Annotated in this window: 30 protein-coding genes; 25 read left to right on the forward strand and 5 right to left on the reverse strand. The window is 60.3% G+C overall.

The window, feature by feature from the left end; all coding sequences use genetic code 11:
• Positions 1–4: 4 nt before the first annotated feature.
• Positions 5–586: a Maf family protein gene (locus ACJ8HH_RS05165; RefSeq protein WP_060436215.1), complete on the reverse strand. Its 582-nt coding sequence runs from the start codon at positions 584–586 to the stop codon at positions 5–7.
• A gap of 141 nt (positions 587–727) precedes the next feature.
• Between ACJ8HH_RS05165 and yceD the strand changes: the two genes are divergently transcribed.
• The 14 genes from yceD (at position 728) to ptsG (ending at position 13,037) form a co-directional block, all read left to right on the forward strand.
• Positions 728–1,249 carry a 23S rRNA accumulation protein YceD gene (yceD, locus tag ACJ8HH_RS05170; protein ID WP_004927780.1) on the forward strand — a complete coding sequence of 174 codons (522 nt, stop codon included), beginning with the start codon at positions 728–730 and terminating at the stop codon, positions 1,247–1,249.
• A 16-nt stretch (positions 1,250–1,265) separates the two neighbouring features.
• On the forward strand, positions 1,266–1,433 hold the full coding sequence (gene rpmF / locus ACJ8HH_RS05175; protein WP_004927778.1) for a 50S ribosomal protein L32: 168 nt from the start codon (positions 1,266–1,268) through the stop codon (positions 1,431–1,433).
• 11 nt (positions 1,434–1,444) lie between these two features.
• Complete coding sequence (gene plsX / locus ACJ8HH_RS05180; protein ID WP_071883797.1) at positions 1,445–2,479, forward strand: phosphate acyltransferase PlsX; 1,035 nt, start codon at positions 1,445–1,447, stop codon at positions 2,477–2,479.
• A 6-nt stretch (positions 2,480–2,485) separates the two neighbouring features.
• Positions 2,486–3,439 (forward strand): beta-ketoacyl-ACP synthase III, encoded by a 954-nt coding sequence (locus ACJ8HH_RS05185; protein ID WP_060418432.1) that lies wholly within the window; start codon positions 2,486–2,488, stop codon positions 3,437–3,439.
• Between the two features lie 18 nt (positions 3,440–3,457).
• Entirely contained in the window at positions 3,458–4,387 is a 930-nt protein-coding gene (gene fabD / locus ACJ8HH_RS05190) for an ACP S-malonyltransferase (RefSeq protein WP_060436216.1), read from the forward strand.
• Between the two features lie 11 nt (positions 4,388–4,398).
• On the forward strand, positions 4,399–5,133 hold the full coding sequence (gene fabG / locus ACJ8HH_RS05195) for a 3-oxoacyl-ACP reductase FabG (RefSeq protein WP_049213155.1): 735 nt from the start codon (positions 4,399–4,401) through the stop codon (positions 5,131–5,133).
• Positions 5,134–5,287: 154 nt separating this feature from the next.
• The gene (gene acpP, locus ACJ8HH_RS05200; protein WP_004719003.1) at positions 5,288–5,524 is read left to right on the forward strand and encodes an acyl carrier protein; all 237 of its coding nucleotides are present in this window, start codon (positions 5,288–5,290) and stop codon (positions 5,522–5,524) included.
• An 82-nt stretch (positions 5,525–5,606) separates the two neighbouring features.
• Positions 5,607–6,848 carry a beta-ketoacyl-ACP synthase II gene (gene fabF / locus ACJ8HH_RS05205; RefSeq protein WP_033638042.1) on the forward strand — a complete coding sequence of 414 codons (1,242 nt, stop codon included), beginning with the start codon at positions 5,607–5,609 and terminating at the stop codon, positions 6,846–6,848.
• A gap of 144 nt (positions 6,849–6,992) precedes the next feature.
• Positions 6,993–7,790, forward strand: a complete 798-nt coding sequence (gene pabC, locus ACJ8HH_RS05210) for an aminodeoxychorismate lyase (RefSeq protein ID WP_015377453.1) — start codon at positions 6,993–6,995, stop codon at positions 7,788–7,790.
• A gap of 13 nt (positions 7,791–7,803) precedes the next feature.
• Positions 7,804–8,829, forward strand: a complete 1,026-nt coding sequence (gene mltG, locus ACJ8HH_RS05215) for an endolytic transglycosylase MltG (RefSeq protein ID WP_033646443.1) — start codon at positions 7,804–7,806, stop codon at positions 8,827–8,829.
• Complete coding sequence (tmk, locus tag ACJ8HH_RS05220; RefSeq protein WP_060451468.1) at positions 8,819–9,457, forward strand: dTMP kinase; 639 nt, start codon at positions 8,819–8,821, stop codon at positions 9,455–9,457. Before mltG ends, tmk begins: the two co-directional genes overlap by 11 nt.
• Positions 9,457–10,464 (forward strand): DNA polymerase III subunit delta', encoded by a 1,008-nt coding sequence (holB, locus tag ACJ8HH_RS05225; protein ID WP_033646441.1) that lies wholly within the window; start codon positions 9,457–9,459, stop codon positions 10,462–10,464. The genes tmk and holB overlap by 1 nt, the downstream gene beginning before the upstream one ends.
• Positions 10,465–10,483: 19 nt before the next feature.
• A complete protein-coding gene (locus ACJ8HH_RS05230) occupies positions 10,484–11,260 on the forward strand; it encodes a metal-dependent hydrolase (RefSeq protein WP_016928186.1) in 777 nt (258 codons plus the stop codon).
• A gap of 343 nt (positions 11,261–11,603) precedes the next feature.
• Positions 11,604–13,037, forward strand: coding sequence for a PTS glucose transporter subunit IIBC (ptsG, locus tag ACJ8HH_RS05235; RefSeq protein ID WP_016928184.1), 1,434 nt, complete (start codon positions 11,604–11,606; stop codon positions 13,035–13,037).
• A 56-nt stretch (positions 13,038–13,093) separates the two neighbouring features.
• Here the strand turns inward: ptsG and ACJ8HH_RS05240 are convergent, their stop codons facing one another.
• Entirely contained in the window at positions 13,094–13,459 is a 366-nt protein-coding gene (locus tag ACJ8HH_RS05240; RefSeq protein WP_060420596.1) for a DUF4180 domain-containing protein, read from the reverse strand.
• Positions 13,460–13,473: 14 nt separating this feature from the next.
• Positions 13,474–13,944: a manganese-binding transcriptional regulator MntR gene (gene mntR / locus ACJ8HH_RS05245; protein ID WP_033638048.1), complete on the reverse strand. Its 471-nt coding sequence runs from the start codon at positions 13,942–13,944 to the stop codon at positions 13,474–13,476.
• A 230-nt stretch (positions 13,945–14,174) separates the two neighbouring features.
• Between mntR and ACJ8HH_RS05250 the strand changes: the two genes are divergently transcribed.
• Positions 14,175–15,479, forward strand: coding sequence for an Nramp family divalent metal transporter (locus tag ACJ8HH_RS05250; protein ID WP_004928764.1), 1,305 nt, complete (start codon positions 14,175–14,177; stop codon positions 15,477–15,479).
• A gap of 37 nt (positions 15,480–15,516) precedes the next feature.
• Here the strand turns inward: ACJ8HH_RS05250 and ACJ8HH_RS05255 are convergent, their stop codons facing one another.
• Complete coding sequence (locus ACJ8HH_RS05255; protein ID WP_033655057.1) at positions 15,517–16,266, reverse strand: SDR family oxidoreductase; 750 nt, start codon at positions 16,264–16,266, stop codon at positions 15,517–15,519.
• Between the two features lie 99 nt (positions 16,267–16,365).
• Here ACJ8HH_RS05255 and ACJ8HH_RS05260 point away from each other — a divergent pair, with 99 nt between their 5' ends.
• Positions 16,366–16,743 (forward strand): winged helix-turn-helix transcriptional regulator, encoded by a 378-nt coding sequence (locus ACJ8HH_RS05260; RefSeq protein ID WP_072264913.1) that lies wholly within the window; start codon positions 16,366–16,368, stop codon positions 16,741–16,743.
• On the opposite strand, the gene ACJ8HH_RS05265 is transcribed toward ACJ8HH_RS05260, so the two are convergent.
• A complete protein-coding gene (locus ACJ8HH_RS05265; protein ID WP_060425622.1) occupies positions 16,740–17,645 on the reverse strand; it encodes a transporter substrate-binding domain-containing protein in 906 nt (301 codons plus the stop codon). The two genes, ACJ8HH_RS05260 and ACJ8HH_RS05265, sit on opposite strands and share 4 nt — an antisense overlap.
• 221 nt (positions 17,646–17,866) lie before the next feature.
• Here ACJ8HH_RS05265 and hinT point away from each other — a divergent pair, with 221 nt between their 5' ends.
• The 9 genes from hinT (at position 17,867) to ACJ8HH_RS05310 (ending at position 25,037) form a co-directional block, all read left to right on the forward strand.
• A complete protein-coding gene (gene hinT / locus ACJ8HH_RS05270; RefSeq protein ID WP_004928776.1) occupies positions 17,867–18,217 on the forward strand; it encodes a purine nucleoside phosphoramidase in 351 nt (116 codons plus the stop codon).
• 11 nt (positions 18,218–18,228) lie between these two features.
• On the forward strand, positions 18,229–18,618 hold the full coding sequence (locus ACJ8HH_RS05275; RefSeq protein ID WP_033646437.1) for a YcfL family protein: 390 nt from the start codon (positions 18,229–18,231) through the stop codon (positions 18,616–18,618).
• A gap of 26 nt (positions 18,619–18,644) precedes the next feature.
• The gene (lpoB, locus tag ACJ8HH_RS05280) at positions 18,645–19,235 is read left to right on the forward strand and encodes a penicillin-binding protein activator LpoB (RefSeq protein WP_033646436.1); all 591 of its coding nucleotides are present in this window, start codon (positions 18,645–18,647) and stop codon (positions 19,233–19,235) included.
• Positions 19,216–20,082: a thiamine kinase gene (thiK, locus tag ACJ8HH_RS05285; protein WP_060425623.1), complete on the forward strand. Its 867-nt coding sequence runs from the start codon at positions 19,216–19,218 to the stop codon at positions 20,080–20,082. Before lpoB ends, thiK begins: the two co-directional genes overlap by 20 nt.
• A 38-nt stretch (positions 20,083–20,120) precedes the next feature.
• Positions 20,121–21,140 carry a beta-N-acetylhexosaminidase gene (nagZ, locus tag ACJ8HH_RS05290; protein ID WP_060426344.1) on the forward strand — a complete coding sequence of 340 codons (1,020 nt, stop codon included), beginning with the start codon at positions 20,121–20,123 and terminating at the stop codon, positions 21,138–21,140.
• A 79-nt stretch (positions 21,141–21,219) separates the two neighbouring features.
• Complete coding sequence (gene ycfP / locus ACJ8HH_RS05295; protein WP_015377468.1) at positions 21,220–21,762, forward strand: alpha/beta hydrolase YcfP; 543 nt, start codon at positions 21,220–21,222, stop codon at positions 21,760–21,762.
• 332 nt (positions 21,763–22,094) lie between these two features.
• Positions 22,095–23,399, forward strand: coding sequence for an NAD(P)/FAD-dependent oxidoreductase (locus ACJ8HH_RS05300; RefSeq protein WP_039566584.1), 1,305 nt, complete (start codon positions 22,095–22,097; stop codon positions 23,397–23,399).
• Between the two features lie 357 nt (positions 23,400–23,756).
• Complete coding sequence (locus ACJ8HH_RS05305) at positions 23,757–24,293, forward strand: glycine zipper 2TM domain-containing protein (protein ID WP_004928798.1); 537 nt, start codon at positions 23,757–23,759, stop codon at positions 24,291–24,293.
• A 264-nt stretch (positions 24,294–24,557) separates the two neighbouring features.
• Positions 24,558–25,037 (forward strand): RrF2 family transcriptional regulator, encoded by a 480-nt coding sequence (locus tag ACJ8HH_RS05310; protein ID WP_025302433.1) that lies wholly within the window; start codon positions 24,558–24,560, stop codon positions 25,035–25,037.
• Positions 25,038–25,071 lie beyond the last annotated feature (34 nt).

The raw sequence follows: 25,071 nt of genomic DNA on the forward strand, positions 1-25,071 counted from the left end.
CGCGTCAGACCAGCGGGTTGATGCCTTCAGCCCGCAACATGTCCAACAGCGCGATCAACGGCAGGCCGATCAGGGCGTTCGGATCCCGGCCTTCCAACCTGTCGAACAGCGCGATCCCCAATCCCTCGCTCTTGAAACTGCCCGCGCAGTTCAGCGGTTGCTCCAGACGTACATAGGCGGCGATCTCCGCTTCGCTCAACGCGCGAAAATGCACGTGGAACGGCTCGCACAGGGCCTGCAGCTGCTTGCTGCGGCCGTTGTACAGCGCCAGGCCGGTATAGAAGGTCACGGCCTGGGCGCTGGCCTGGCGCAGCTGCGCCCGGGCGTTTTCCTCGGTATGGGGCTTGCCGGTGATGTTGCCATCGATCACGCAGACCTGATCGGAGCCGATGATCAGATGCTCGGGATAGGCGAGGGCCAGCGCCTGAGCCTTCGCCGCCGCCAGGCGCAGCACCAGCGCTTCAGCGCTTTCGCCCGGCAGTGGGGTTTCATCCACCTCGGGTGCGGCGCAGTCGAAGGGCAGCTGCAGCTTCTCCAGCAGCATTTTTCGATAGGGTGAGGTGGAGGCTAAAAGCAATCTCTGCATAATTTTTTTCGCAAACCGTAGCGTAAATGGGTATGGCATTTTAAACTGTCGGCCGCTGTGGAAGCGAATATTGGTGAAAGGAGCCGTTTTACGGCCTTTTTCTTTGACTCTATGTCGTTACAAAGTTAATATGCGCGCCCTATGCAAAAGGTAAAATTACCCTTGACCATTGATGCGGTACGTACCGCTCAGAAACGCCTGGACTATGCTGGTGTCTATGCGCCTGAGCAGGTTACTCGTGTTGCCGACTCCGTGGTCAGTGTGGACAGTGATGTCGAGGTGTCGTTGTCGTTCAATATCGACAATCAACGCCTCGCGGTGATAACAGGGCATGCGGACGTCACGGTAACGTTGATGTGCCAACGCTGTGGAGTCCCGTTCGAACATCAGGTTCACACAACATATTGTTTTAGCCCGGTCGTCAATGATGAGCAGGCTGAGGCATTACCGGAAGCGTACGAACCGATCGAAGTTGACGAGTTTGGCGAAGTCGATCTGTTGGCGATGATTGAAGACGAAATTATTCTTTCACTGCCTGTCGTTCCGGTACATGAATCTGAACACTGTGAAGTGTCCGAAGCGGACATGGTATTTGGCCAACTGCCTCCCGAGGCGGAGAAACCGAATCCGTTTGCCGTATTAGCCAGTTTAAAGCGTAAGTAATTGAGGAGTAAGGTCCATGGCCGTACAACAGAATAAACCAACCCGTTCCAAGCGTGGCATGCGTCGTTCTCACGATGCTCTGACCACGACTACTCTGTCTGTAGACAAAGTATCCGGTGAAACTCACCGTCGTCACCACATCACTGCCGACGGTTTCTACCGCGGTCGCAAGGTTATCGGCTAAGTAGCGATACCTTGACTCGTCTAACCCTGGCGTTAGATGCAATGGGCGGGGACTTCGGTCCCTGCGTCACAGTGCCTGCTTCGTTGCAGGCACTGGCCTCTAATTTACAGCTTCACCTCCTGCTGGTCGGCAATCCCGACGTCATCTCCCCTTTGCTTGCCCACGCCGATCCGGTTCTTCTGGAGCGTCTGCAAGTCGTGCCCGCCGAGTCCGTGATCGCCGGCGACGCCAAACCTTCACAAGCGATACGCGCCAGCCGCGGCACGTCGATGCGCATTGCGCTCGAGCAGCTCAGCAGCGGTAAAGCGCAGGGCTGCGTCAGCGCCGGCAATACCGGTGCGCTGATGGGATTGGCGAAGCTGTTGGTCAAGCCGTTGGAAGGCATCGAGCGCCCGGCGCTGATGACGGCGATCCCGAATCAGCAACGCAGTAAAACCGTGGTGCTGGATTTGGGGGCCAACGTCGAGTGCGACAGCACCATGCTGGTGCAGTTTGCCGTGATGGGCGCGGTGATGGCGGAAGAGGTGATCGGCATTGCGCAACCGCGGGTGGCGCTGCTGAATATTGGCGAAGAAGAGACCAAAGGCCTGGATAATATCCGCGAAGCGGCCGCTGTGCTAAAAAATACTCCGGCAATCAACTATATTGGTTACCTGGAAGGAAACGAGCTGCTCACCGGCAAGACCGACGTGTTGGTGTGCGATGGCTTCGTGGGCAACGTCACCCTGAAAACCATGGAAGGGGTGGTCAGGGTGTTCTTATCGCTGCTGAAATCGTCCGGCGACGGCAACAAGCGAGCGTGGTGGCTGAAATTGTTGGGCCGTTGGTTGCAAAAACGGGTGGTTAAGCGGTTCGGCCACCTGAACCCCGACCAGTATAATGGCGCATGTCTGTTAGGATTGCGCAGCACCGTAGTCAAGAGCCACGGCGCTGCGAACCCTCACGCGTTTGCAGTCGCAATCGAACAGGCTGTGCAGGCGGTGCAGCGGCAAGTCCCGGAAAGGATTGCTGCGCGCCTTGAGGCTGTATTACCTAAGAGTGACTGATCGTACATGTATACAAAGATTCTCGGTACGGGGAGTTATTTGCCCGTACAAGTGCGCACCAATGCTGATTTGGAAAAAATGGTGGATACCTCTGACGAATGGATCGTCACGCGTACCGGTATCCGCGAACGTCGCATCGCCGCTGCGGATGAAACCGTCGCGACGATGAGCTTCCAGGCCGCTGAGAAAGCGCTGGAAATGGCAGGTGTGGCTAAAGAAGACATTGGGCTGATCGTCGTGGCGACCACCACGACCACTCACGCGTTCCCGAGCGCGGCGTGCCTGGTGCAGCAAATGCTGGGCATCAAAGACTGCGCGGCGTTCGATCTGGCTGCGGCCTGCGCCGGCTTTACTTACGCGCTCAGCGTGGCCGATCAGTACGTGAAGAACGGCGCGGTCAAACATGCGCTGGTTATCGGCGCGGACGTCTTGTCGCGCACGCTGGATCCTGAAGATCGCGGCACCATCATTTTGTTTGGCGATGGCGCAGGGGCGGTGGTGCTGGGGGCTTCTGAAGCGCCGGGCATTCTGTCTACCCATCTGCACGCCGACGGCAGCTACGGCAACCTGCTGACGCTGCCGTACAAGGATCGTCAGAATCAAGACAAGCCGGCCTATGTCACCATGGCGGGCAACGAAGTCTTCAAGGTTGCGGTCACCGAACTGGCGCGCATCGTCGACGAGACGCTGCAGGCCAACAACCTGGACCGCAGCGAGCTGGATTGGCTGGTGCCGCACCAGGCCAACCTGCGCATCATCAGCGCAACGGCGAAAAAACTGGGCATGGGGATGGACAAAGTGGTGGTGACGCTCGATCGTCACGGCAACACTTCTGCCGCCTCGGTGCCTTCCGCACTGGACGAAGCGGTGCGCGACGGGCGAATTCAGCGTGGCCAACTGGTGCTGCTGGAGGCCTTCGGCGGCGGCTTTACCTGGGGCTCGGCGCTGGTTCGTTTCTGATTTGGACAGGAAGAAAAAATGACGCAATTTGCTTTTGTTTTCCCGGGCCAGGGGTCGCAGACCGTTGGCATGCTGGCCGAGTTGGCCGCACAGTTCCCGATCGTCGAGGAGACCTTCGGCGAGGCGTCTTCCGCCCTGGGTTACGACCTGTGGCAGCTGGTGCAGCAAGGCCCGGCGGAAGAGCTGAACAAAACCTGGCAGACCCAACCGGCTCTGCTGGCAGCCTCGGTGGCGATTTTCCGCGTTTGGCAACAGCAGGGCGGTAAATCGCCGGCGCTGATGGCGGGCCACAGCCTGGGCGAATACTCGGCGCTGGTCTGCGCCGGCGTGCTGGACTTCAAGGCGGCGATCCGTCTGGTTGAGCTGCGCGGCAAGCTGATGCAGGAAGCGGTGCCGGAAGGCACCGGCGCGATGTACGCCATCATCGGTCTGGACAACGACGCGATCGCCAAGGCGTGTGAAGAGTCTGCGCAGGGGCTGGTGGTTTCTCCGGTCAACTTCAACTCGCCGGGCCAGGTGGTCATCGCCGGCAACAAAGAAGCGGTTGAGCGCGCAGGCGTCGCCTGCAAAGCCGCAGGCGCCAAGCGCGCGCTGCCGCTGCCGGTGAGTGTGCCTTCGCACTGCGCGCTGATGAAACCGGCCGCCGACAAGCTGGCCGTGGCGCTGCAGAACATCACCTTCAACGCGCCGCAGGTGCCGGTGGTGAACAACGTCGACGTGCGCACCGAAAACGATCCGGAAGCGATCCGCAGCGCGCTGGTGCGTCAGCTGTACAGCCCGGTGCGTTGGACCGAGAGTGTAGAATTTATCGCAGCACAGGGAGTGACGTCGCTGCTGGAAGTGGGGCCGGGCAAAGTGCTGACCGGTCTGACTAAACGTATTGTTGACACCCTGACGGCTGCGGCGGTGAACGACACCGCCAGCCTGTCGGCGGCGCTTGAACAATAAAGAGGAAAATGATGAGCTTCGAAGGTAAAATCGTTCTGGTCACCGGCGCGAGCCGCGGTATTGGCCGAGCTATTGCAGAAACGTTTGTGGCACGCGGCGCCAAAGTGATCGGCACCGCGACCAGCGAGAGCGGCGCTGAAGCGATCAGCAGCTACCTGGGCACAAACGGCAAAGGGTTTATGTTGAACGTTGTTGATGCGCAATCTATCGACAGCGTGCTGGCATCGATTCGCGCCGAATTTGGCGAAATCGACATTTTAGTGAATAATGCCGGCATCACGCGTGATAACCTGCTGATGCGTATGAAGGATGATGAGTGGGAGGATATCCTCGACACCAACCTGACTTCCGTATTCCGCCTGTCAAAAGCGGTAATGCGCGCTATGATGAAAAAGCGGTTTGGCCGTATCATCACCATCGGTTCCGTTGTCGGCACCATGGGGAACGCAGGGCAGGCGAACTACGCGGCGGCTAAAGCCGGTCTGATTGGTTTTAGCAAATCTTTGGCACGTGAAGTTGCTTCGCGTGGCATTACGGTCAACGTCGTGGCACCTGGCTTTATTGAGACGGACATGACACGGGCGTTGACAGATGATCAACGCGCAGGCATTTTGTCATCAGTTCCAGCCAACCGGCTGGGCGATGCTAAAGAAATCGCCAGCGCTGTTGCATTTTTGGCCTCTGATGAGGCCGGCTATATCACCGGTGAAACGCTACATGTCAATGGCGGCATGTACATGATTTAAAAAATGTGAAAACCATTTGCGTTATTTGAGGCAAAAACCGCAAAATAGCGTAAAATCGTGGTTTGACCAGCCGGGATTTAGTTGCATCTTTTTCAGCATTTTATACACTACGAAAACCATCGCGAAAGCGAGTTTTGATAGGAAATTTAAGAGTATGAGCACTATCGAAGAACGCGTTAAGAAAATCATTGTTGAGCAACTGGGTGTTAAACAGGAAGAAGTTTTGAACAACGCTTCTTTCGTTGAAGATCTGGGCGCTGATTCTCTTGACACCGTTGAGCTGGTAATGGCACTGGAAGAAGAATTCGACACCGAGATTCCAGACGAAGAAGCTGAGAAGATCACTACTGTTCAGGCAGCTATTGATTTCATCAACGCTAGCCAGCAGTAAGAGAACATATCTAGGCGGTCGCTCGACCGCCTAAGTTTTTTCTATCCCTAGTGTCATATTTTTCCCTCCCTGGAGGACAAACGTGTCTAAGCGTCGAGTAGTTGTGACCGGACTGGGCATGTTGTCTCCTGTCGGCAATACGGTAGAGTCCACGTGGAACGCTCTTCTTGCCGGTCAGAGTGGCATCAGCCTGATCGACCATTTCGATACCACTGCCTATGCGACCAAGTTTGCTGGCCTGGTAAAGAATTTTAATTCCGAGGATTTCATCTCGCGCAAAGATGCGCGCAAGATGGACGCCTTTATCCAGTACGGTATCGCTGCCGGCATGCAAGCCATGCAGGATGCAGGCCTGGACATCACCGAGGCTAACGCCAGCCGCATTGGAGCCGCGATCGGTTCCGGCATCGGCGGCCTGGGTTTGATCGAAGAAAACCACAGTTCACTGGTTAACGGTGGCCCACGGAAAATCAGTCCGTTCTTTGTGCCATCCACCATCGTGAATATGATTGCCGGTCACCTGACAATCATGTACGGCATGCGTGGCCCAAGCATTTCCATCGCCACCGCCTGTACTTCAGGTGTGCACAACATCGGCCATGCGGCGCGTATCATTGCCTACAATGATGCGGACGTGATGCTGGCCGGTGGGGCAGAGAAAGCCAGCACCCCATTGGGCGTCGGCGGCTTTGGCGCAGCGCGCGCCCTGTCCACCCGTAATGATAACCCGCAGGCGGCAAGCCGTCCGTGGGATAAAGACCGCGACGGCTTTGTGCTGGGCGACGGCGCCGGCATGATGGTGCTGGAAGAGTACGAGCACGCGAAAAAGCGCGGCGCGAAAATCTACGCCGAAGTGGTGGGCTTTGGGATGAGCAGCGATGCTTATCACATGACGTCGCCACCGGAAAACGGCGCAGGCGCTGCGCTGGCGATGGAAAATGCCCTGCTTGACGCCGGTGTGACCCCGTCACAAATCGGCTACATCAACGCGCACGGCACCTCTACGCCGGCGGGCGACCAGGCGGAAGCGCAGGCGGTGAAATCCGTCTTCGGCGCCGATGCAGAGCGCGTGCTGGTGAGCTCGACCAAATCGATGACTGGCCACCTGTTGGGTGCGGCAGGCGCGATCGAGTCTATCTTCACCGTGCTGGCGCTGCGCGATCAGGCGGTACCGCCAACCATCAACCTGGATAACCCGGATGAAGGTTGCGATCTGGACTTCGTGCCTCACGAAGCGCGCCAGGTCAGCGATATGGAGTTCAGCCTGTGTAACTCCTTCGGCTTCGGCGGCACCAATGGCTCGCTGATCTTCCGCCGAGTGTAACTCGCGCTGTGGATAGCTGATGAAAGCCCGGTTTTTTAACCGGGCTTTTTTACGCCTATCGTCTGGACACCAACAGGGCTGCGTATCGCCTCGTCGCCTGCTATTCTGCGAGCGTAATGAAATCACCCGGCAACAGGAGGAAGCATGTACTGGATTAACGGACAACGCCACGATGCGCTGGCGCCGAGCGATCGCGGCCTGCAGTTCGGCGATGGCTGCTTTACTACCGCCCGGGTTATCGATGGTAAAATCGAGCTGCTGCCCTGGCATCTGGAGCGGCTGCAGCAAGCGGCGCAGCGGCTGATGCTGCCCGCCACCGATTGGCTGGCTTTCGAGCGGGAGATGGCGCTGGCGGCCGAATCAATTCCGCTCGGCGTGGTCAAAGCGATACTGACGCGCGGCAGCGGCGGGCGGGGTTACAGCCCGACGGGGTGCGAAAACCCGACGCGCATCGTGGCCCGCAGCAGCTACCCTGCGCACTATTTGCAGTGGCGCGAGCAGGGCATCACGCTTGCGCTCAGCCCGGTGGCGCTGGCGCGCAATCCGTTGCTGGCGGGGTTGAAGCATTTGAACCGCCTGGAGCAGGTGCTGATCCGCGCGCATCTTGACCAGACGGCCGCCGACGAGGCGCTGGTGCTTGACACTGCCGGTATGCTGGTGGAATGCTGTGCGGCTAATTTGTTCTGGCGTAAGGGAAAAGCGGTATTTACCCCGGATCTGAGCCAGGCAGGCGTCGCGGGCCTGATGCGGCGGCGGGTGATCGCGCTGCTGGCGGGCTCGGAATACCGTCTGCACTGCGTCAGTGAACCGCTGGAGACGCTGGCCGATGCCGACGAAGTCCTGGTGAGCAATGCGCTGATGCCGCTGCTGCCGGTAAACGCTGCGCAATCATGGCGCTATGCTTCGCGCCAGCTGTATGATTTTTTGCGTCCACACTGTTAACCATGGCTGATTGATGAAGAAAAGAAAGCTGAAGGTCCTGTCTATTATTGTTGTTCTGGTATTGGCGCTGCTGTTTTGGGGCTACCAGAAGATCGAACGCTTTGCCGATACGCCACTGGCTATCCAACAAGAAACCATCTTCAAACTGCCGGCCGGCACCGGTCGGGTAGCGCTGGAAGGGCTATTGGTGCGCGATAAGCTGGTGCGCAACGGCCGCTGGTTCCAGTGGCTGCTGAAGCTGGAGCCGGAGCTGGCGGAGTTTAAAGCCGGCACCTACCGGTTCACGCCGGGCATGACGGTGCGCCAGATGCTGAAACTGTTGGCCAGCGGCAAAGAGGCGCAGTTCACCGCACGCTTTATCGAAGGCTCACGCCTGCGTGACTGGCAGCAGGTGCTGCAGCAGTCCAAATACCTGAAACACACCCTGGCGGGCAAGAGCGAAGCGGAGATTGCCGCAGCGCTCGGCATTCCTGCGGGAGAAACGCCGGAAGGGCATTTGTACCCGGATACCTATCAGTATACCGCTGGCATGAGCGACATCGCGCTGCTCAAACGCGCACACGTGCGCATGAACAAAGCGCTGCAGGCCGCCTGGGCCGGCCGCGACACCAGCCTGCCGTATAAAACGCCGGAAGAGCTGCTGACCATGGCCTCGATCGTCGAGAAAGAGACCGCGGTGCCGGAAGAGCGCAGCAAGGTGGCGTCGGTGTTTGTCAACCGCTTGCGCATCGGCATGCGCCTGCAGACCGATCCGACGGTGATCTACGGCATGGGCGAAAGCTATAATGGCAACATCACGCGCAAGGATCTGGAGACGCCGACGCCGTACAACACCTATGTGATCGCCGGCCTGCCGCCAACGCCGATCGCCATGCCGGGCGAAGCCTCGCTGCAGGCGGCCGCCAATCCGGCCAAAACGCCTTATCTCTATTTTGTCGCCGACGGCAAGGGTGGGCATACCTTCACCACCAATCTGGCGAGCCATAACCAGGCGGTGCGCGTGTACCGTCAGGCGTTAAAGGAAAAGAATGAAAAGTAAATTCGTTGTTATCGAAGGGCTGGAAGGCGCGGGTAAAACCACCGCGCGCGATACGGTGGTCAATGTGCTGCGCGAACACGGCGTCAGCGACATCGTCTTCACCCGCGAGCCGGGCGGCACGCCGCTGGCGGAGAAGCTGCGCGATCTGTTCAAGCGCGGCATCGACGGCGAATTGCCGACCATCAAGGCCGAAGTATTGATGCTGTACGCCGCGCGCGTGCAACTGGTGGAAACCGTGATCAAACCGGCCCTGGCGCGCGGCGCCTGGGTGGTGGGCGATCGCCACGATCTCTCTTCACAGGCTTACCAGGGCGGCGGCCGCGGTGTGGATCCGCAGCTGATGAGCTCGCTGCGCGACACCGTGCTGGGGGATTTTCGCCCGGACTTGACGGTGTATCTCGATCTGCCGCCGCTGGTCGGCCTGCAACGCGCACAGGCGCGCGGTCAGCTGGATCGCATCGAACAGGAGGCGCTGCCGTTCTTCGAACGCACCCGCGCTCGCTATCTCGAGCTGGCGGCGCAGGATAAAACCATCGTCACCGTCGACGCCGCCCAGCCGCTGGAGCAGGTGACCACGGCGATCCGCGACTGTATCGGCCACTGGCTGCGGCAGCAGGAAGGCGCATAATGAACTGGTACCCGTGGCTGAACGGCCCTTATCGCCAGCTGATCGGGCAGTACGCCGACGGCCGAGGCCATCATGCGCTGCTGCTGCACGCGGCGGCGGGCAACGGTGACGATGCGCTGGCCTACGGCCTGAGCCGCTGGTTGATCTGCCAGCAGCGCAACGGTGAAAAAAGCTGCGGCGAGTGCCACAGCTGCCGGCTGATGCTGGCGGGAAACCACCCGGATTATCACGTGCTGGCGCCGGAAAAGGGCAAGAGCAGCCTGGGCATCGAGCCGATCCGCCAGGTGATTGAAACGCTGTACGCCCACGCGCAGCAGGGCGGCGCTAAAGTGATTTGGCTGCCGCAGGCGGAACAGCTGACCGAAGCGGCGGCCAACGCGCTGCTTAAAACGCTGGAAGAGCCGCCGGAGAAAACCTATTTTCTGCTGGGCTGCCGTGAGCCGTCGCGGCTGATGGCGACGCTGCGCAGCCGTTGCCTGTATTGGCATTTGGCCAGCCCGGATGAGCAGCTCAGCCTGCAGTGGTTGGGCCGGCAGGCGGCCGGCTCTCAGACGGACCGCCTCACGGCGCTGCGCCTGCACGACGGCGCGCCGCTGGCCGCTGAACAGCTGTTGCAGCCGCAGCAGTGGCAACAGCGCAGCGCCCTGTGCGCCGCGTTGAGCGCCGCGCTGCCGCAGCGCGATATGCTGTCGCTGCTGCCGGTGCTGAACCATGAAGACGTCGCCGAGCGCCTGCACTGGCTGTGCGCGCTGCTGGTGGACGCGATGAAGTGGCAGCAGGGCGCGCATCACTATGTATTGAATCAGGATCAGCAGCCGCTGGTGCATCAGCTGGCCAGCCTGCTGAGCAGCGCCTCGCTGCAGCAGATCGTGCAGCAGTGGCTGAACTGCCGCCATCAGCTGCTCAGCGTGGTGGGCGTCAATCGTGAGCTGCTGCTGACCGAACAGTTACTTCGCTGGGAACAGATGCTCGGCGCCGCCGGCTATTCCCACCCTCATTCGCTGTAAAGTAAAAGAGTTAAAAATTATGTTGTTAGTCGATTCTCATTGCCACCTTGACAGTCTGGATTATCAAACGCTGCACCAGAATGTGGACGATGCGCTGGCCAAAGCCAAGGCGCGCGACGTCGGCTATGTGCTGGCGGTCGCCACCACGCTGCCGGGTTACCGTTCCATGACCGAGCTGATCGGCGAGCGCAACGACGTGGCCTTCTCCTGCGGGGTGCATCCGCTCAATCTGGAAGAGGGGTATGATTACGCCGAACTGCGTCGCCTGGCGGCAGCGGAGCAGGTGGTGGCGCTGGGGGAGACCGGGCTCGATTACTTCTACCAGAAAGACAACCTTGAGCTGCAGCAGGACTCTTTCCGCGAACATATCCGCATCGGCCGGGATCTGAACAAGCCGGTGATCGTCCACACTCGCGATGCGCGCGCGGACACGCTGGCGATCCTGCGTGAAGAGAACGCACAAGACTGCGGCGGCGTACTCCACTGCTTCACTGAAGATCTGGCCACGGCCGAAGCTCTGCTGGATCTGGGCTTCTACATCTCCTTCTCGGGCATCGTCACCTTCCGCAACGCCGAACAGCTGCGCGAGGTGGCGCGCTATGTGCCGTTGGATCGCATTCTGGTGGAAACCGACTCGCCTTATCTGGCACCGGTGCCGCATCGCGGCAAAGAAAACCAACCCGCCTATGTGCGCGATGTGGCTGAATACATGGCGGTATTGAAGGGCGTCAGCCTGGAACAACTGGCCGAAGCCACCACCGCCAACTTTTCACGTTTATTTCACCTCGAACTGTGATCTTTGACCTAGGCTATAGCTGTAGATCATTGTCTGCGTAATTTTTTTTAAGCTCGTAATTAATCACTGAAACGGGTAAGGTTCCCTCCCGTTTCAGGGTGATTGATGCGTGTTTTTTGGTCTGTTTCGCCAAAAAACAGCCGGTTTATGCAAAGTTACCGCGGCTCGATCATCGAAACGTGATTGTCATCAAACATTGCGCAGGCTATTTATTTTACTCTGCGTAATAAATTCAAGGGGTGCTCAGACACCCTGAATTGCAGGGGTTTTTCTCCCCCCCTTGCAGCGCGAATCATCGCGACAAGAAGTAGCAAAGCATTATTACTCAGGAGCACACTCAACTATGTTCAAGAACGCATTTGCAAACCTGCAAAAAGTAGGTAAATCGCTCATGCTGCCGGTGTCCGTGTTGCCTATCGCAGGTATCCTGCTGGGCGTCGGCTCCGCCAACTTTAGCTGGCTACCTGCGGTAGTCTCCCACGTGATGGCGGAAGCGGGCGGTTCGGTCTTCGCCAACATGCCGCTGATTTTCGCCATCGGCGTCGCCCTGGGCTTCACCAACAACGACGGCGTTTCCGCGCTGGCGGCGGTGGTGGCCTACGGCATCATGGTGAAAACCATGGCGGTGGTTGCGCCGCTGGTGCTGCACCTGCCGGCTGAGGAGATTGCGGCCAAACACCTGGCGGATACCGGTGTGCTCGGGGGGATTATCTCCGGCGCCATCGCGGCCTATATGTTCAACCGCTTCTTCCGCATTCAACTGCCGGAATACCTGGGCTTCTTTGCCGGTAAGCGTTTCGTGCCGATCATTTCCGGTCTGGCGGCGATCGTTCTGGGCGTAGTGCTGTCCTTCATCTGGCCGCCGATCGGTACGGCTATCCAGACCTTCTCGCAGTGGGCGGCTTATCAGAACCCGGTCGTGGCCTTCGGCATTTACGGCGTGGTTGAGCGTGCTCTGGTGCCATTCGGTCTGCACCACATCTGGAACGTACCGTTCCAAATGCAAATCGGTGAATTCACCAACGCGGCGGGCCAGGTATTCCACGGCGACATCCCTCGCTACATGGCGGGCGACCCTACCGCGGGCAAACTGTCCGGCGGCTTCCTGTTCAAAATGTACGGTCTGCCTGCTGCGGCCATCGCCATCTGGCACTCGGCCAAGCCGGAAAACCGCGCGAAAGTCGGCGGCATCATGATCTCCGCCGCGCTGACCTCGTTCCTGACCGGTATCACCGAGCCGATCGAGTTCTCCTTCATGTTCGTCGCGCCGATCCTGTACGTGATCCACGCTATCCTGGCCGGCCTGGCGTTCCCAATCTGCATCCTGTTGGGCATGCGCGATGGCACCAGCTTCTCGCACGGCCTGATCGACTTTATCGTACTGAGCGGCAACAGCAGCAAAATCTGGCTGTTCCCAATCGTCGGCATCGTCTACGGTCTGGTGTACTACACCATCTTCCGCGTGCTGATCGCCAAGCTGGATCTGAAAACCCCGGGCCGTGAAGACACCGCTGCCGAGCAGACTGCGCAGGGCGGTTCCGAAATGTCCGCGGCGCTGGTTCAGGCCTTCGGCGGTAAAGAAAACATCACTAACCTGGATGCTTGCATCACCCGTCTGCGCGTCAGCGTGGCCGACGTGTCCAAAGTTGACCAGGCGGGCCTGAAGAAACTGGGCGCAGCCGGCGTAGTCGTCGCGGGCTCCGGCGTGCAGGCCATCTTCGGCACCAAGTCCGACAACCTGAAAACCGATATGGACGAATACATCCGTAATCACTGATTCAGGCAGGGGAGTTATCAAGGGAGGCGAAAGCCTCCCTTTTTTATTGCCTGCCGTCAGGCGCCCAGGCGCTGTTCGAGTTCGGCGAGAGAAGGGAGGAACCAGACCTGTTCGCCGCGGTTGGCCTCACGCACGAAATCTTGCAGCGCGTTGCTTTGCGCCAGCCAGGGGGAGATATCGCCCAGCAGCGCAACGCGCAGGCGGTAGTTGATGAATTTCTGCAATACGGCGCCGGCCACGCCGCTTCTGAGCTGGAAAAAGGCGGCGTCGAGGCGGTTGACGGGGAGGGCAATCATTCCGGCATCGTGCTCAAAGGCGGGCGCGATAAACAGGCTGACGTCGTTTTCGTCTTTCAATGGCGGCCCGGCTTCGGCGAACACCACCAGGCGCAGATCGTGGATTTGCTGCACGGCGTAGCTCATCGGCGCTCCGGGAGTCAGGGCTTGGCGTGCTTTTGCAGGTAATGCTCGAACACCGCCAGCGTTTCGTCCGAGATATGGTGCTCAATCCCTTCGCTGTCCAGCTCGGCGGTTTCGCTCGGCACCCCGACGCACATCAGCAGATCGACCACGATGCGGTGACGGCGGCGCACCTTCTGCGCCAGCAGCTCGCCTTCCTCGGTTAAAAACACCCCGCGATAAGGGCGCGATTCCACCAGTCCGGCGCTTTTCAGCCGCGCGATATTTTTGATCGCCGTCGGGTGAGACACGCCGAAGCGGCGCGCGATATCGGTGGTTCTGGCTTCGCGGGTGCTTTGCAGCAAATCGGCGATCAGCTCAACGTAATCTTCGATCAGCGCATTGGACTGCGCTTCGCGGGCGCGGCTAAAACGCAGGGCGTGCTCGGCCTCGTCCGGCATGTCGGTCTGGGCGTGGCGATCGGCGTTATCTGGCGCGCGGGTAACCATAGCGTGGGGCGTCCTGTAAGCATAAAAATGGCGTCTCCCGGCAATGCGGGGAGGGTTGCCCTAAGTTAGTCCAAATAGCACACATTATCAATTCGATGCCACGCATTGTGGTAGTTAGAAATATCTCTACACAAAGCCAATGAATTTCGCCTGTTGCATAAAGTGTAGCCGATGCTACATTGTCGGCATGGTAGGTGGAAAAATAACCAGTGAAAGATTGAGGGTAATTCATGCGTGACGCGGCAACCACTCCATCGTTAACCGAACGGACCAACATCGCGATTGGCGCCGCCCTTGCCGGACGCAAGCGCGGCGCCTTTACGCCGTTGCTGTTCGCCGGCCCGGCGGTGATTGCCTCTATTGCCTATATGGATCCCGGCAACTTCGCCACCAATATTCAGGCCGGGGCGAAATACGGCTACAGCCTGCTGTGGGTGGTGGTGATGGCCAACCTGATCGCCATGCTGTTCCAGGCGCTGTCGGCCAAGCTCGGCATCGTCACCAACCGCAATCTGGCGGAGATGTGCCGCGACCAGTTTTCACGGCCGGTAGTGATCGGCATGTGGCTGCTCAGCGAAGTGGCGGCGATGGCCACCGATCTGGCGGAGTTTCTCGGCGGGGCGATCGCGCTGGCGCTGCTGTTCCATATGCCGCTGCTGGCGGGGATGGGGGTGACGGCGGTGATCACCTATGCGCTGTTGATGGTGGAAAAGAAAGGTTTCCGCCCGGTCGAGCTGATGATCGGCGGCCTGGTGGGCATCATCGCGCTGTGCTATCTGGTGGAGATGTTCATCGTACCGGTGGACTGGCAAGCGGCCGGCCTCGGCATGGTGACGCCGCAGTTGCCGGACGCGCAAGCGCTGACCATCGCCGTCGGCATTATCGGCGCCACCGTGATGCCGCACGCCATTTTCCTGCACTCGGGGCTGACCCAGCACCGCAGCCCGGCCAGCGACAACGGCGAGCGGCGCAAGCTGCTGCGTTTTTCCAATATTGAAGTGGTGATCGCGCTGGCGCTCGCCGGGCTGGTGAATATTGCGATGGTGATCATGGCCTCGAGCGCCTTCCACGCCGGTAATAGCGACGTGGCCGAAATTGGCACCGCCTACCATACGTTGACGCCGCTGTTCGGCGCGGCGGCCGCCGGCATCTTCCTCGCTTCGTTGATCGCCTCCGGCATTTCCAGCTCGGTGGTGGGCACCATGGCCGGGCAAATGATCATGCAGGGCTTCGTTGGCTTCCGCATCCCGGTGTGGGTGCGCCGCCTGGTCACCATGGTGCCGGCGTTTATCGTGGTGGCGATGGGCGTCAACGCCACCGACGCGCTGGTCTATAGCCAGGTGGTACTAAGCCTGGCGCTGCCGGCGCCGATGATTGCGCTGGTGATGTTCACCCGCCGCCGCGACATCATGGGCGAGTTCGCCAACGGCCGCTGGACCAGCCTGGCGGCGGTGGTCGGCACGGTGGTGATCGTGCTGCTCAACGTGGTGCTGTTGTTGCAGACCTTCGGCGTCGATATTCCCGGTTTGGGGTGATCTTGCGGGCCGCGCGGGGCGCGGCCGCGTCGCTAAATTATAAATTTCCCACACCACCGTCCATCTGCAGCTCGGCGCCGACCATAAAGGCCGACTCGTCCGCCGCCAGAAACACCGCCGCTTTGGCCAGCTCCAGCGCGCTGCCCATGCGGCCGATCGGTACCAGCGCGCGGATATCGTCGCGTAATGCCTGTTCATCCGCTTCCGCCAACCCCAGCTTACCCAACGCCGGGGTTTCGGTCGGGCCGGGGCTGAGGCCGTTAAGGCGAATGCCGCGCGCGTGCAGCTCGCCGGACAGCGTTCTGGCCAGCGACAGCAAGCCGGCTTTGCTGGCGGCGTAGGCGCTGCTCTGCGGCAGGCCGATATGGGCGCTGACCGAACCGCACAGGATCACCGAAGAAGGGTTGGCCAGCAGCGGCAGCAGCGCCTGGATCAGAAAAAACGGCCCCTTCAGGTTGATGTCCATCAGCCGCTGATAGCTCTGCTCATCCCACTCCTGCAGCGGGCGATGCGTAACGTCGCCGGCGTTGATGTACAGCACGTCCAGCCGCGGCCACCGTTGCCCCAGCCGCTGCGCCAGTTCGCGCTGCTGCGGAATATCGCCGGCGTCGCTCAGCAGCAACAGCGCCTTGCCACCCAATGCCTGGCCCGCCGCGTCCAGGGCGCTTTGGCTGCGCCCGGTGATCGCCACCGTTGCGCCCTCGGCGATGAACTGGCGGGCGGTTTCCAACCCGATGCCGCTGGTGCCGCCGGTAATCAATGCGTATTTGCCTTGCAGTCGTGCCATAACCGATTCCTCTTTAGCGTCAGTTGCGGCATTATTTGCGCTATAGTTACTTTTGCATAGTAGGCACCTTTTGGATACTAAAGGGCGAGGTGGAATGAAATGACGGCACAAGCGCCATTAGCGGCGGAAAATAATTTGGCGGCGTTGCCGCCGGCGGGCGAACCCTGCCCGATGGTGGACTTCGTCAATCTGGTGTCGGGCAAGTGGGCGATACCGATCCTGTACCGGCTGATAATGATCGACGGCCCGGTGCGATTCAGCGAGCTGCAGCGGGCGGTGGCGCCCATTGCGCAAAAAGAGCTGACGCGTCAGCTGCGGCTGTTCGAGCAGCGTGGCCTGGTGACGCGGCAGGTGTTTCCCGAAGTGCCGCCGCGGGTGGAGTATCAGGTCACCGCGCTCGGTAAATCGCTGCGGCCGACGCTGGATTCGCTGGCCGAGTGGATGCGTCGGCACGCGCCGCAGCTGATCGGCGGCTAGTCGCCGATGCCCGGCGGATTGATGGCGGAGCGCTCGACCTTTTCGTCGCCTTCGCCCCAGCGCTCCAGCACCTGCGCGTATTCGCCGCTGACGATGACGCCGTTGATGGCGGCGTTGACGGCGTTCACCAAACCGTTGCCTTTTTTGGTGGTGACCGCGACGTAGGCCACGCTGGGGCCGATGCCGACCATTTTGGTCTTGCCGGTCAGCGCCGCCTTGTAGGCGCCGGTGGAGTGGGGGCCGAAGAACGCATCGGCGCGCCCGGACTGAATGCTCAGGTTGGTGGCGGCGTCGTCGGTCACGTAGATCGGCTGCACCGGCGGCAACCCGGCGGCGCGGTTTTGCTTATCCCATCCCAACAGTATGTTTTCCTGATTGGTGCCGGATCCGACGATGACCCGCAGCCCGGCGACGTCCTGCGGCCGGTTGATCGAGGTGATGTGGCTGGTGGATTTGACGTAAAAGCCCAGCGTGTCCACCCGATAAGTGGCGAAGTCGAATTTGGTCTTGCGCAGTTTGGTGACGGCGATGTTGAAGATCGCCGCGTCGTATTTGCCGGTGCTGATGCCCAGCGGCCAATCTTCCCACGAGGTAGGCACCAGATTCAGCGCCAGCCCAAGGCTGTCGGCCACCAGGCGGGCGATGTCCGGATCGCTGCCGATCAGCGTTTTATTGTCCTCGGCGAACAGCGCCAGCGGCGGAGAGTTCTCGAACGCCACCGCCACCGTCAGCTTGCCGGGCACCGCGAAGTGAAAGTTTGCCGGAATCAGTGCGATAGCGGCCGGGTTTTTCTCCGCGCGTATCGGCTCTCGGTTAGCCTGCAGATCGATACCGCCCGCCGTGGCCGCCTGCACGGCGGCGCTCAGCAACAGCGCGCACAGCGCCGAAATCCTCAGTGGCATAGCACCCTCTATCCTTTGTTAATCATGGGGTTACTATTGGCGGCGGCGCGGGGCAAGTAAAGCAACAATAGTGAATAACCAAAGTGAAAAGATGCACAAGCGCGGCGCCGGGCTGCGCGAATCTGCAGCACTCGACGTGGAAAGTGCGCAATCAGGTTGAAAGCAGTAGAATTTGTCACTCATACTGCGTACAGCTAATTGTGTAAAACAAGGAACGCCAGATGGCCGAAGAAACGATTTTCAGTAAAATTATCCGCCGCGAAATCCCTGCTGATGTGGTTTATCAGGACGAACTGGTCACCGCTTTCCGTGACATCTCTCCCCAGGCACCCACCCATGTGCTGATCGTTCCCAACGTGCTGATCCCAACCGTCAACGACGTGACCGTGGAGCATGAAGCCGCGCTGGGCCGCATGATCACCGCCGCGGCGAAGATCGCCGAACAGGAAGGCATCGCCGAGGACGGCTACCGCCTGATCGTCAACTGCAACCGCCACGCCGGTCAGGAGGTCTATCATATTCACATGCACCTGGTCGGTGGCCGCTCGCTGGGGCCGCTGCTGTCACGTTAAGCGAGGAAATCATGCGCGGTAAAAAAACTCTCCGTGGTCTGATGGCGTTGGCGCTGCCCGCCGCGTTGCTGATGGGATGCAGTTCATCGCCCGGCATCGCGGTCAACCAAGGGCAGACGGTTGTGATGGATCCTTCGGTGCTGACCGCCGGCATTTTGGCCGATACGCCCTCGATTTCGAACGCCTCCGGGCGGGTGATGGCGACCTCGGTGCTCAACAACAGCCAAATGACGCCGGTCACCGTACATTACCGCTTCTATTGGTACGACGCGCAGGGGCTGGATATTCGCCCCTTCGAGAAACCGCGCGAGATCGTGGTGGCGCCCGACTCGGACGCCAAAATTTACTCGATTAACGGCAATCTGGACGCTAAAAGCGCGCGTCTGTATCTGTACCTGTAAGCGCTTGCCAGGTTTGGAGAAAAAGCATGAAAAAGTACGTCTTAGTGGCGCTGGCCGCATTAACCCTCAGCGGCTGTCTGTCGCGCCCGCCTGAGCCGGAACAACCGTTGCCGCCGGTCACCGTCGAACCGGAACAGCCGACGCCGCCGGTCGAGCAGCCACAGCCGCCAACCACCGAGCCGGTGCCGCAGCCGCCGAAAATCCAGCAGCTTGACTGGCTGGGCAGCGTTCAGCCGCTGGTGGGGCAGATGCTGAAGGCCGATGGCGTCACGGCCGGCAGCGTGCTGCTGCTGGACAGCGTCAAGAACAACACTAACGGTTCGCTGCAGATGGGCAAAGCTACCGCGGCGCTGTACAAGGCGCTGGCGTCGAACTCCACCTTCAGCGTGGTGCCGGAAGCGAAGCTGACCAGCGCCAGACAAACGCTGGGCCTGTCGGCGGATGACAGCTTCGGTTCGCGCAGCAAGGCGATTGGCCTGGCGCGCATCGTCGGCGCGCAGTACGTGCTGTACAGCGACGTCAGCGGCGACGTGAAGTCGCCGGCGTTGGATATGCAGCTGATGCTGGTGCAAACCGGCGAGATCGTCTGGTCGGGCAATGGCGCCGTTAAACGCTGAGGCCGCGCTGCGACGATTGATGGAAACCAGACTGCCGGCGGTGAATACCGCCGGTTGTCATTTCAGCCCGGTGCAGGGGCTGACCGGCGAGAGCTGGCGCATCGACGGCGCGGGCATCACGCTGTTGGCGCGCCAGCACAGTGCGGAAAAACGCGCGCTGGGCGTGAGCCGACGGCGCGAAGCGCGGGTCTTGCGCCGCTGCGCGCCGGGGCTGGGGCCGCGGGTTTTCGCACAGAATAATCAGTGGCTTATCCTTGAATGGCTCGAAGGTGACGTCGTCACAGATGCCGAGTTTGCGGCGCTGAATCAGCGCGGCGAGCTGGCGGCGATGGCGGCGGAACTGCATCGGCGGCCGCTCAGCGGTTACCGGCTGGATCTGCGGCGGCAGTTCCTCCGCTACTGGCCGCAGCTGGATACGCGGCGTGTAACCCCCGCCTGGCTGCGCCTGCAGCGCCATTTTTTGCTAAGTGTGCCGCCACGGCCGCTGCGCCTGGCGCCGCTGCACATGGACATCCACCCGGGCAATTTGCTCGCCACCGGTGAGGGGCTGCGATTGATCGACTGGGAGTATGCCGCCGACGGCGACGTGGCGCTGGATATCGCCGCGCTGTTTCGCGGCAATGGTTGGTCGGCCGGGCAGCAGCAGCGCTTTTTGCAGCACTACGCGCGCCAGGGCTATCACGACGCCGCCCGGCTGCAGGCCCAGGTGCGGGGCTGGCTGCCGTGGGTGGATTATCTGATGCTGCTGTGGTTTGAAGTGCGCTGGCAACAGAGCGGCGACGCCGAATTTTTACGCTGGGGCGCTGCAGTGCGCCGGCGATTCTGTTTATCATCATCCGAATTCTGAACGAACAATAATGAAGTGAGGTGCCCGTGGGCCCAGTAATGCTAGATGTCGCCGGCTATGAGCTGGATGCAGAAGAACGCGAGATTTTGAAACACCCGCTGGTTGGCGGATTGATCCTGTTTACCCGCAACTTCCACGATGCGGAGCAGCTGCGTGAGCTGGTGCGCCAGATCCGCGCCGCCTCGCACGATCGGCTGGTGGTGGCGGTAGACCAGGAGGGCGGGCGCGTGCAGCGCTTCCGCGAGGGCTTCACCCGCCTGCCGGCGGCGCAGTCGTTCGCCGCGTTGCACAATGCGCAGGAAGGCGGCCGGCTGGCGCAGGAGGCCGGCTGGCTGATGGCGGCGGAAATGATCGCGCAGGATATCGACATCAGCTTCGCGCCGGTGCTGGACATCGGCCACGGCAGCGCGGCGATCGGCGAACGTTCGTTCCACAGCGATCCGCAGCAGGCGCTGGCGATGGCCGAACGCTTTATCCTCGGCATGCACAGCGCCGGCATGAAAACCACCGGCAAACACTTCCCTGGGCACGGCGCCGTCAGCGCCGATTCGCACAAGGAAACCCCGCGCGATCCGCGGCCGCTGGCGCAGATCCGCGAGCATGACATGGCGATCTTCCGCGAGCTGATCAACCGCCAACTGTTGGACGCCGTCATGCCGGCCCACGTCATCTATACTGAAGCGGACCCGCGCCCGGCCAGCGGCTCGCCTTACTGGCTGCAGCAGATCCTGCGTCAGGAGCTGGGCTTCGACGGCGTGATTTTCTCCGACGATCTGTCGATGGAAGGCGCCGCCATCATGGGCAGCTACGCCGAGCGCGGCCAGGCGGCGCTGGATGCCGGGTGCGACATGATCCTGGTGTGCAACCACCGCGAAGGCGCGGTCAGCGTGTTGGATAACCTGTCCCCGGTCAAAGCAGAGAAGGTGAAGCGGTTATATCATCGCGGTCAGTTCACCCGTCAGGAACTGCGCGACTCCGAGCGCTGGCAGCAGGCGCACAAGGCGCTCAGCGCGCTGAGCGAACGCTGGGAGGAGCACAAGCAGCGTTCGCAAGGGTGAATCCAGGCGCCGCATCGCGGCGCAGAGCGGAAATGATGAGGGCCGCGCCCGCGGCCCTTGGCTTGTTGCGAGGATCCACATGATTATCTATTTGCACGGCTTCGATTCCACCAGTCCCGGCAATCATGAAAAGGTGTTACAGCTGCAGTTTATCGATCCGGACGTGCGCTTCATCAGCTACAGCACGCTGCATCCGCGTCACGACATGCAGCATCTGTTGAAAGAGGTGGACAAGGCGGTGCAGCAGGGCGGCGACGCGCACCCGTTGATCTGCGGGGTCGGCCTCGGCGGCTTCTGGGCGGAGCGCATCGGCTTCCTGTGCGGCATTCGCCAGGCGATGTTCAACCCGAACCTGTATCCAGAAGAGCACATGCACGGCAAGATAGACCGGCCGGAAGAGTATCGCGATATCGCCACCAAGTGCGTGGAGGATTTCCGCGAGAAAAATCGCGACCGCTGTCTGGTGGTGCTGTCGCGGCACGACGAGGTGCTGGATAACCGGCGCAGCGCCGAATTGCTGCATCACTACTACGAGATCGTGTGGGATGAACAGCAGACGCACAAGTTCAAAAACATCTCCCCCCATCTGCAGCGGCTCAAGGCGTTCAAGGCGCTGGGTTAACAGTTTCATAACGCTGCCGTGAGCCGCGCTTCCCGTTTTTCACCGGCGGAAAGTGCGGCTTTTTTGTGCGCCCAGGCAAGATCTTGCGTGGCAATCGGCAAAATTTAAAACTGTGACTCAGCGCTAACTATTTGAATCACAATCGCCAAAAAATCCCCTCGTCCAGCCTTTAACCAAAAAAATTTGATGTACGTCAATTTTGGTATGACCAAATAACCTCACATGTTATTCTGGCCTCAGAGAGCCGATTTATTTTAAGCGAACCCTATGTATTCTAAGGATATTATTTATTTACCCTGGAATAACAAATGGTTCACATTTAGGGGGTTATTTTGACAACGCCAAAGAAGAAAATCGTTATTGTTGGCGGCGGCGCCGGTGGCTTGGAGCTGGCGACCAGCCTGGGCCATAAACTTGGCCGCAAGAACAAAGCGGAGATCACGCTGGTGGATCGCAACCACAGCCATTTGTGGAAACCGCTGTTGCACGAAGTGGCGACCGGTTCCCTCGATGACGGCGTGGATGCGCTCAGCTACCTGGCGCACGCGCGCAACCACCATTTCAGCTTCCAACTGGGGTCGTTGACCAACATCAACCGCGAGACGCAAACGCTGCAGCTGGCGCAGATCTGCGACGAGCAGGGCGGTGAGCTGGTGCCGGCGCGCGAATTGCCGTACGACATTCTGGTGATGGCGCTGGGCAGCACCTCGAACGATTTCGGTACGCCGGGCGTGAAAGAGCACTGCATCTTCCTGGATAACCCGCATCAGGCGCGTCGTTTCCACAACGAAATGCTCAATCTGTTCCTGAAATTCTCGGCGCAGCCGGGGCAAAAAGAGCGGGTCAACATCGCCATCGTCGGCGGCGGCGCCACCGGCGTCGAGCTGTCCGCCGAGCTGCACAACGCGGTGAAGCAGCTGCACAGCTACGGTTTCGAAGGCCTGGACAACAGCGCGTTGAACGTGACGCTGGTGGAGGCCGGCGAGCGCATTCTGCCGGCGCTGCCGCCGCGCATTTCCGCTGCGGCGCACCAGGAGCTGATTAAACTGGGCGTGCGCGTGCTGACCAACACCATGGTGACCAGCGCGGACGCCAAAGGCCTGAACACCAAGGGCGGCGAGTTCATCGACGCCGATCTGATGGTGTGGGCGGCCGGCATCAAGGCGCCGGACTTCATGAAGGATATAGGCGGCCTGGAAACCAACCGCATCAACCAGCTGGTGGTGGAGCCGACGCTGCAGACCACGCGCGATCCGAACATCTTCGCCATCGGCGACTGCGCCTCCTGCCCGAAAGAGGGCGGCGGTTTCGTGCCGCCGCGCGCTCAGTCGGCGCACCAGATGGCCTCGCGCTGCGCCACCAATATCCTGGCGCTGATGAACGGCCAGACGCTGAAGCTATACGTGTATAAAGACCACGGCTCGCTGGTGTCGCTGTCGCGCTTCAGCACCGTCGGCAGCCTGATGGGCAACCTGATGCGCGGCTCGATGATGGTGGAAGGGCGCATCGCGCGCTTCGTCTACATCTCGCTGTACCGCATGCACCAGGTGGCGTTGCACGGTTACATCAAAACCGGCCTGATGATGCTGGTGGGCGGCATCAACCGGGTGATCCGCCCACGTCTGAAAATGCACTGATACCGCCTTTGTCGACCAACCCGCGCCGGTTCGCCCGCGCGGGTTTTTTTATGGCGGCGCGAGGCGATCGGCGGCGGTTGCTTGATTCTTCAGCATAAGCTGTCGTCGGTATGGGTAAAACTCTTAAGATTCCTCCTAAACAGCGGAAAAACGGCCGTTTTCCCGCATTTTTGGTCCCCTTGTCTTATTGCGGGGCTTCAGATCATTGTGCAGACTTTACCTCGTTTACAGACGGCGCGTCGCGCACGCCGTAAACCGGGATACCGCAAGCCGCCCATGCGCAAAATAATAAGCGCGGTGCCATGCCGGTAACAGACCCCGGAAAAAATGCGTGGTAACACTTTCAGGAGGTTTCCTGTGAACAAGTCAATGTTAGCCGGTGTTGGGATTGGTATCGCTGCCGCTCTGGGGATTGCCGCGGTAGCCAGCCTGGACGTCTTTTCTGCCGGTCCGCAATATGCGCAGGTGCTCGCCGCAACGCCGATTAAAGAAACCATCAAAACGCCGCGTCAGGAATGCCGCAACGTCACCGTTACGCACCGTGCGCCGGTGCAGGATGAAAACCGCATCGCCGGTTCTGTGCTGGGCGCAGTGGCGGGCGGCGTGATCGGCCACCAGTTCGGCGGCGGCCGCGGGCGCGACGTGGCGACCGTGGTCGGCGCGCTGGGCGGCGGCTATGCCGGCAACCAGGTGCAAGGGGCGATGCAGAATAATGACGTCACCACCAGCGTGCAGCAGCGTTGCAAAACGGTCTATGACAAGTCTCAGAAAATGCTGGGCTATGACGTGACCTACAAGATCGGCAATCAGCAGGGCAAGATCCGCATGGATCACGATCCGGGCACGCAAATCCCGTTGGATAAAAACGGCCAGCTGGTGCTGAACAGAGCCTGATCGCCACATTCGAATTAAGCCCGCGGGCAGTGTTAGTTCTGATCGTTTAACCCGGTTAAGCGAGCGGCGTTAACATTGACGCGGGTTTCTGTTTTCTGCCCGCCCAACAATTTGCGATCGTTCTAATGTCTGCGTGCGATATCACTGGGCAAAACTTCAAAAAAGCCCCCGCGTTTGTTATATTATTGTGCAATTAAGCGGTGTTATCGGCGCCAATCGCCACACCGGCCAAACCTGAGTATTTCGTCTCGCAGAGATAACGACATGTTAGATTTTCGCTTTCCGACAGCGTTGCAAATGGTCCTTAGCGTCGCCGTAGCTGAGAAGCAGGGCATGCGTTCGACGAGCGCCACCCTTGCCGCCGCTCTGGAAGCCAACCCCAGCTTTATCCGCAAACTGATGGTGCCGCTGACCAAAGACGGCATCATCGTTTCCACCCTGGGCCGCAACGGCTCTATCCACCTCGGCCGCCCGGCGGAAGAGATCACCCTGCGGGACATCTATCTGGCGGTGATCGACGACAAGCGCATCTGGGCTTCCCGTCCTGAAGTGCCGGCCCGTTGCCTGGTGAGCGCCAACGCCTGCTGGTATTTCAAATCGGTGGTGAACGAAGCCGAACAGGCTTCGCTTGCGGTGCTGGCGCGCCATACCGTGGCCGATTCGCTGGCCGAACTGGAGCGGGGCGACAAGCGTGCCTGCGCGGAGTACGCCGCCGCGCAAGAGGCTGAAACCGCCGACAAATAATCGCGGTTCGCATGCATAAAAAAAGGTCGGGCAA

It is taken from the genome of Serratia sp. CY32780 (assembly GCF_052169135.1).
Lineage (GTDB): Bacteria > Pseudomonadota > Gammaproteobacteria > Enterobacterales > Enterobacteriaceae > Serratia > Serratia sarumanii.

Bases quoted from the DNA above. Each gene is read 5' to 3' on its own strand.
- mltG (WP_033646443.1), top strand. From the start codon at position 7,804: ATGAAGAAAAGAAAGCTGAAGGTCCTGTCTATTATTGTTGTTCTGGTA.
- ACJ8HH_RS05255 (WP_033655057.1), bottom strand. From the start codon at position 16,266: ATGGCACGACTGCAAGGCAAATACGCATTGATTACCGGCGGCACCAGC.
- tmk (WP_060451468.1), top strand. From the start codon at position 8,819: ATGAAAAGTAAATTCGTTGTTATCGAAGGGCTGGAAGGCGCGGGTAAA.
- ACJ8HH_RS05250 (WP_004928764.1), top strand. From the start codon at position 14,175: ATGCGTGACGCGGCAACCACTCCATCGTTAACCGAACGGACCAACATC.
- fabG (WP_049213155.1), top strand. From the start codon at position 4,399: ATGAGCTTCGAAGGTAAAATCGTTCTGGTCACCGGCGCGAGCCGCGGT.
- ACJ8HH_RS05275 (WP_033646437.1), top strand. From the start codon at position 18,229: ATGCGCGGTAAAAAAACTCTCCGTGGTCTGATGGCGTTGGCGCTGCCC.
- rpmF (WP_004927778.1), top strand. From the start codon at position 1,266: ATGGCCGTACAACAGAATAAACCAACCCGTTCCAAGCGTGGCATGCGT.
- holB (WP_033646441.1), top strand. From the start codon at position 9,457: ATGAACTGGTACCCGTGGCTGAACGGCCCTTATCGCCAGCTGATCGGG.
- pabC (WP_015377453.1), top strand. From the start codon at position 6,993: ATGTACTGGATTAACGGACAACGCCACGATGCGCTGGCGCCGAGCGAT.
- acpP (WP_004719003.1), top strand. From the start codon at position 5,288: ATGAGCACTATCGAAGAACGCGTTAAGAAAATCATTGTTGAGCAACTG.
- mntR (WP_033638048.1), bottom strand. From the start codon at position 13,944: ATGGTTACCCGCGCGCCAGATAACGCCGATCGCCACGCCCAGACCGAC.
- thiK (WP_060425623.1), top strand. From the start codon at position 19,216: ATGGCGCCGTTAAACGCTGAGGCCGCGCTGCGACGATTGATGGAAACC.
- nagZ (WP_060426344.1), top strand. From the start codon at position 20,121: ATGCTAGATGTCGCCGGCTATGAGCTGGATGCAGAAGAACGCGAGATT.
- fabD (WP_060436216.1), top strand. From the start codon at position 3,458: ATGACGCAATTTGCTTTTGTTTTCCCGGGCCAGGGGTCGCAGACCGTT.
- hinT (WP_004928776.1), top strand. From the start codon at position 17,867: ATGGCCGAAGAAACGATTTTCAGTAAAATTATCCGCCGCGAAATCCCT.
- ACJ8HH_RS05165 (WP_060436215.1), bottom strand. From the start codon at position 586: ATGCAGAGATTGCTTTTAGCCTCCACCTCACCCTATCGAAAAATGCTG.
- yceD (WP_004927780.1), top strand. From the start codon at position 728: ATGCAAAAGGTAAAATTACCCTTGACCATTGATGCGGTACGTACCGCT.
- ACJ8HH_RS05185 (WP_060418432.1), top strand. From the start codon at position 2,486: ATGTATACAAAGATTCTCGGTACGGGGAGTTATTTGCCCGTACAAGTG.
- ACJ8HH_RS05310 (WP_025302433.1), top strand. From the start codon at position 24,558: ATGTTAGATTTTCGCTTTCCGACAGCGTTGCAAATGGTCCTTAGCGTC.
- ACJ8HH_RS05260 (WP_072264913.1), top strand. From the start codon at position 16,366: ATGACGGCACAAGCGCCATTAGCGGCGGAAAATAATTTGGCGGCGTTG.
- ACJ8HH_RS05230 (WP_016928186.1), top strand. From the start codon at position 10,484: ATGTTGTTAGTCGATTCTCATTGCCACCTTGACAGTCTGGATTATCAA.
- ycfP (WP_015377468.1), top strand. From the start codon at position 21,220: ATGATTATCTATTTGCACGGCTTCGATTCCACCAGTCCCGGCAATCAT.
- ptsG (WP_016928184.1), top strand. From the start codon at position 11,604: ATGTTCAAGAACGCATTTGCAAACCTGCAAAAAGTAGGTAAATCGCTC.
- ACJ8HH_RS05240 (WP_060420596.1), bottom strand. From the start codon at position 13,459: ATGAGCTACGCCGTGCAGCAAATCCACGATCTGCGCCTGGTGGTGTTC.
- ACJ8HH_RS05265 (WP_060425622.1), bottom strand. From the start codon at position 17,645: ATGCCACTGAGGATTTCGGCGCTGTGCGCGCTGTTGCTGAGCGCCGCC.
- lpoB (WP_033646436.1), top strand. From the start codon at position 18,645: ATGAAAAAGTACGTCTTAGTGGCGCTGGCCGCATTAACCCTCAGCGGC.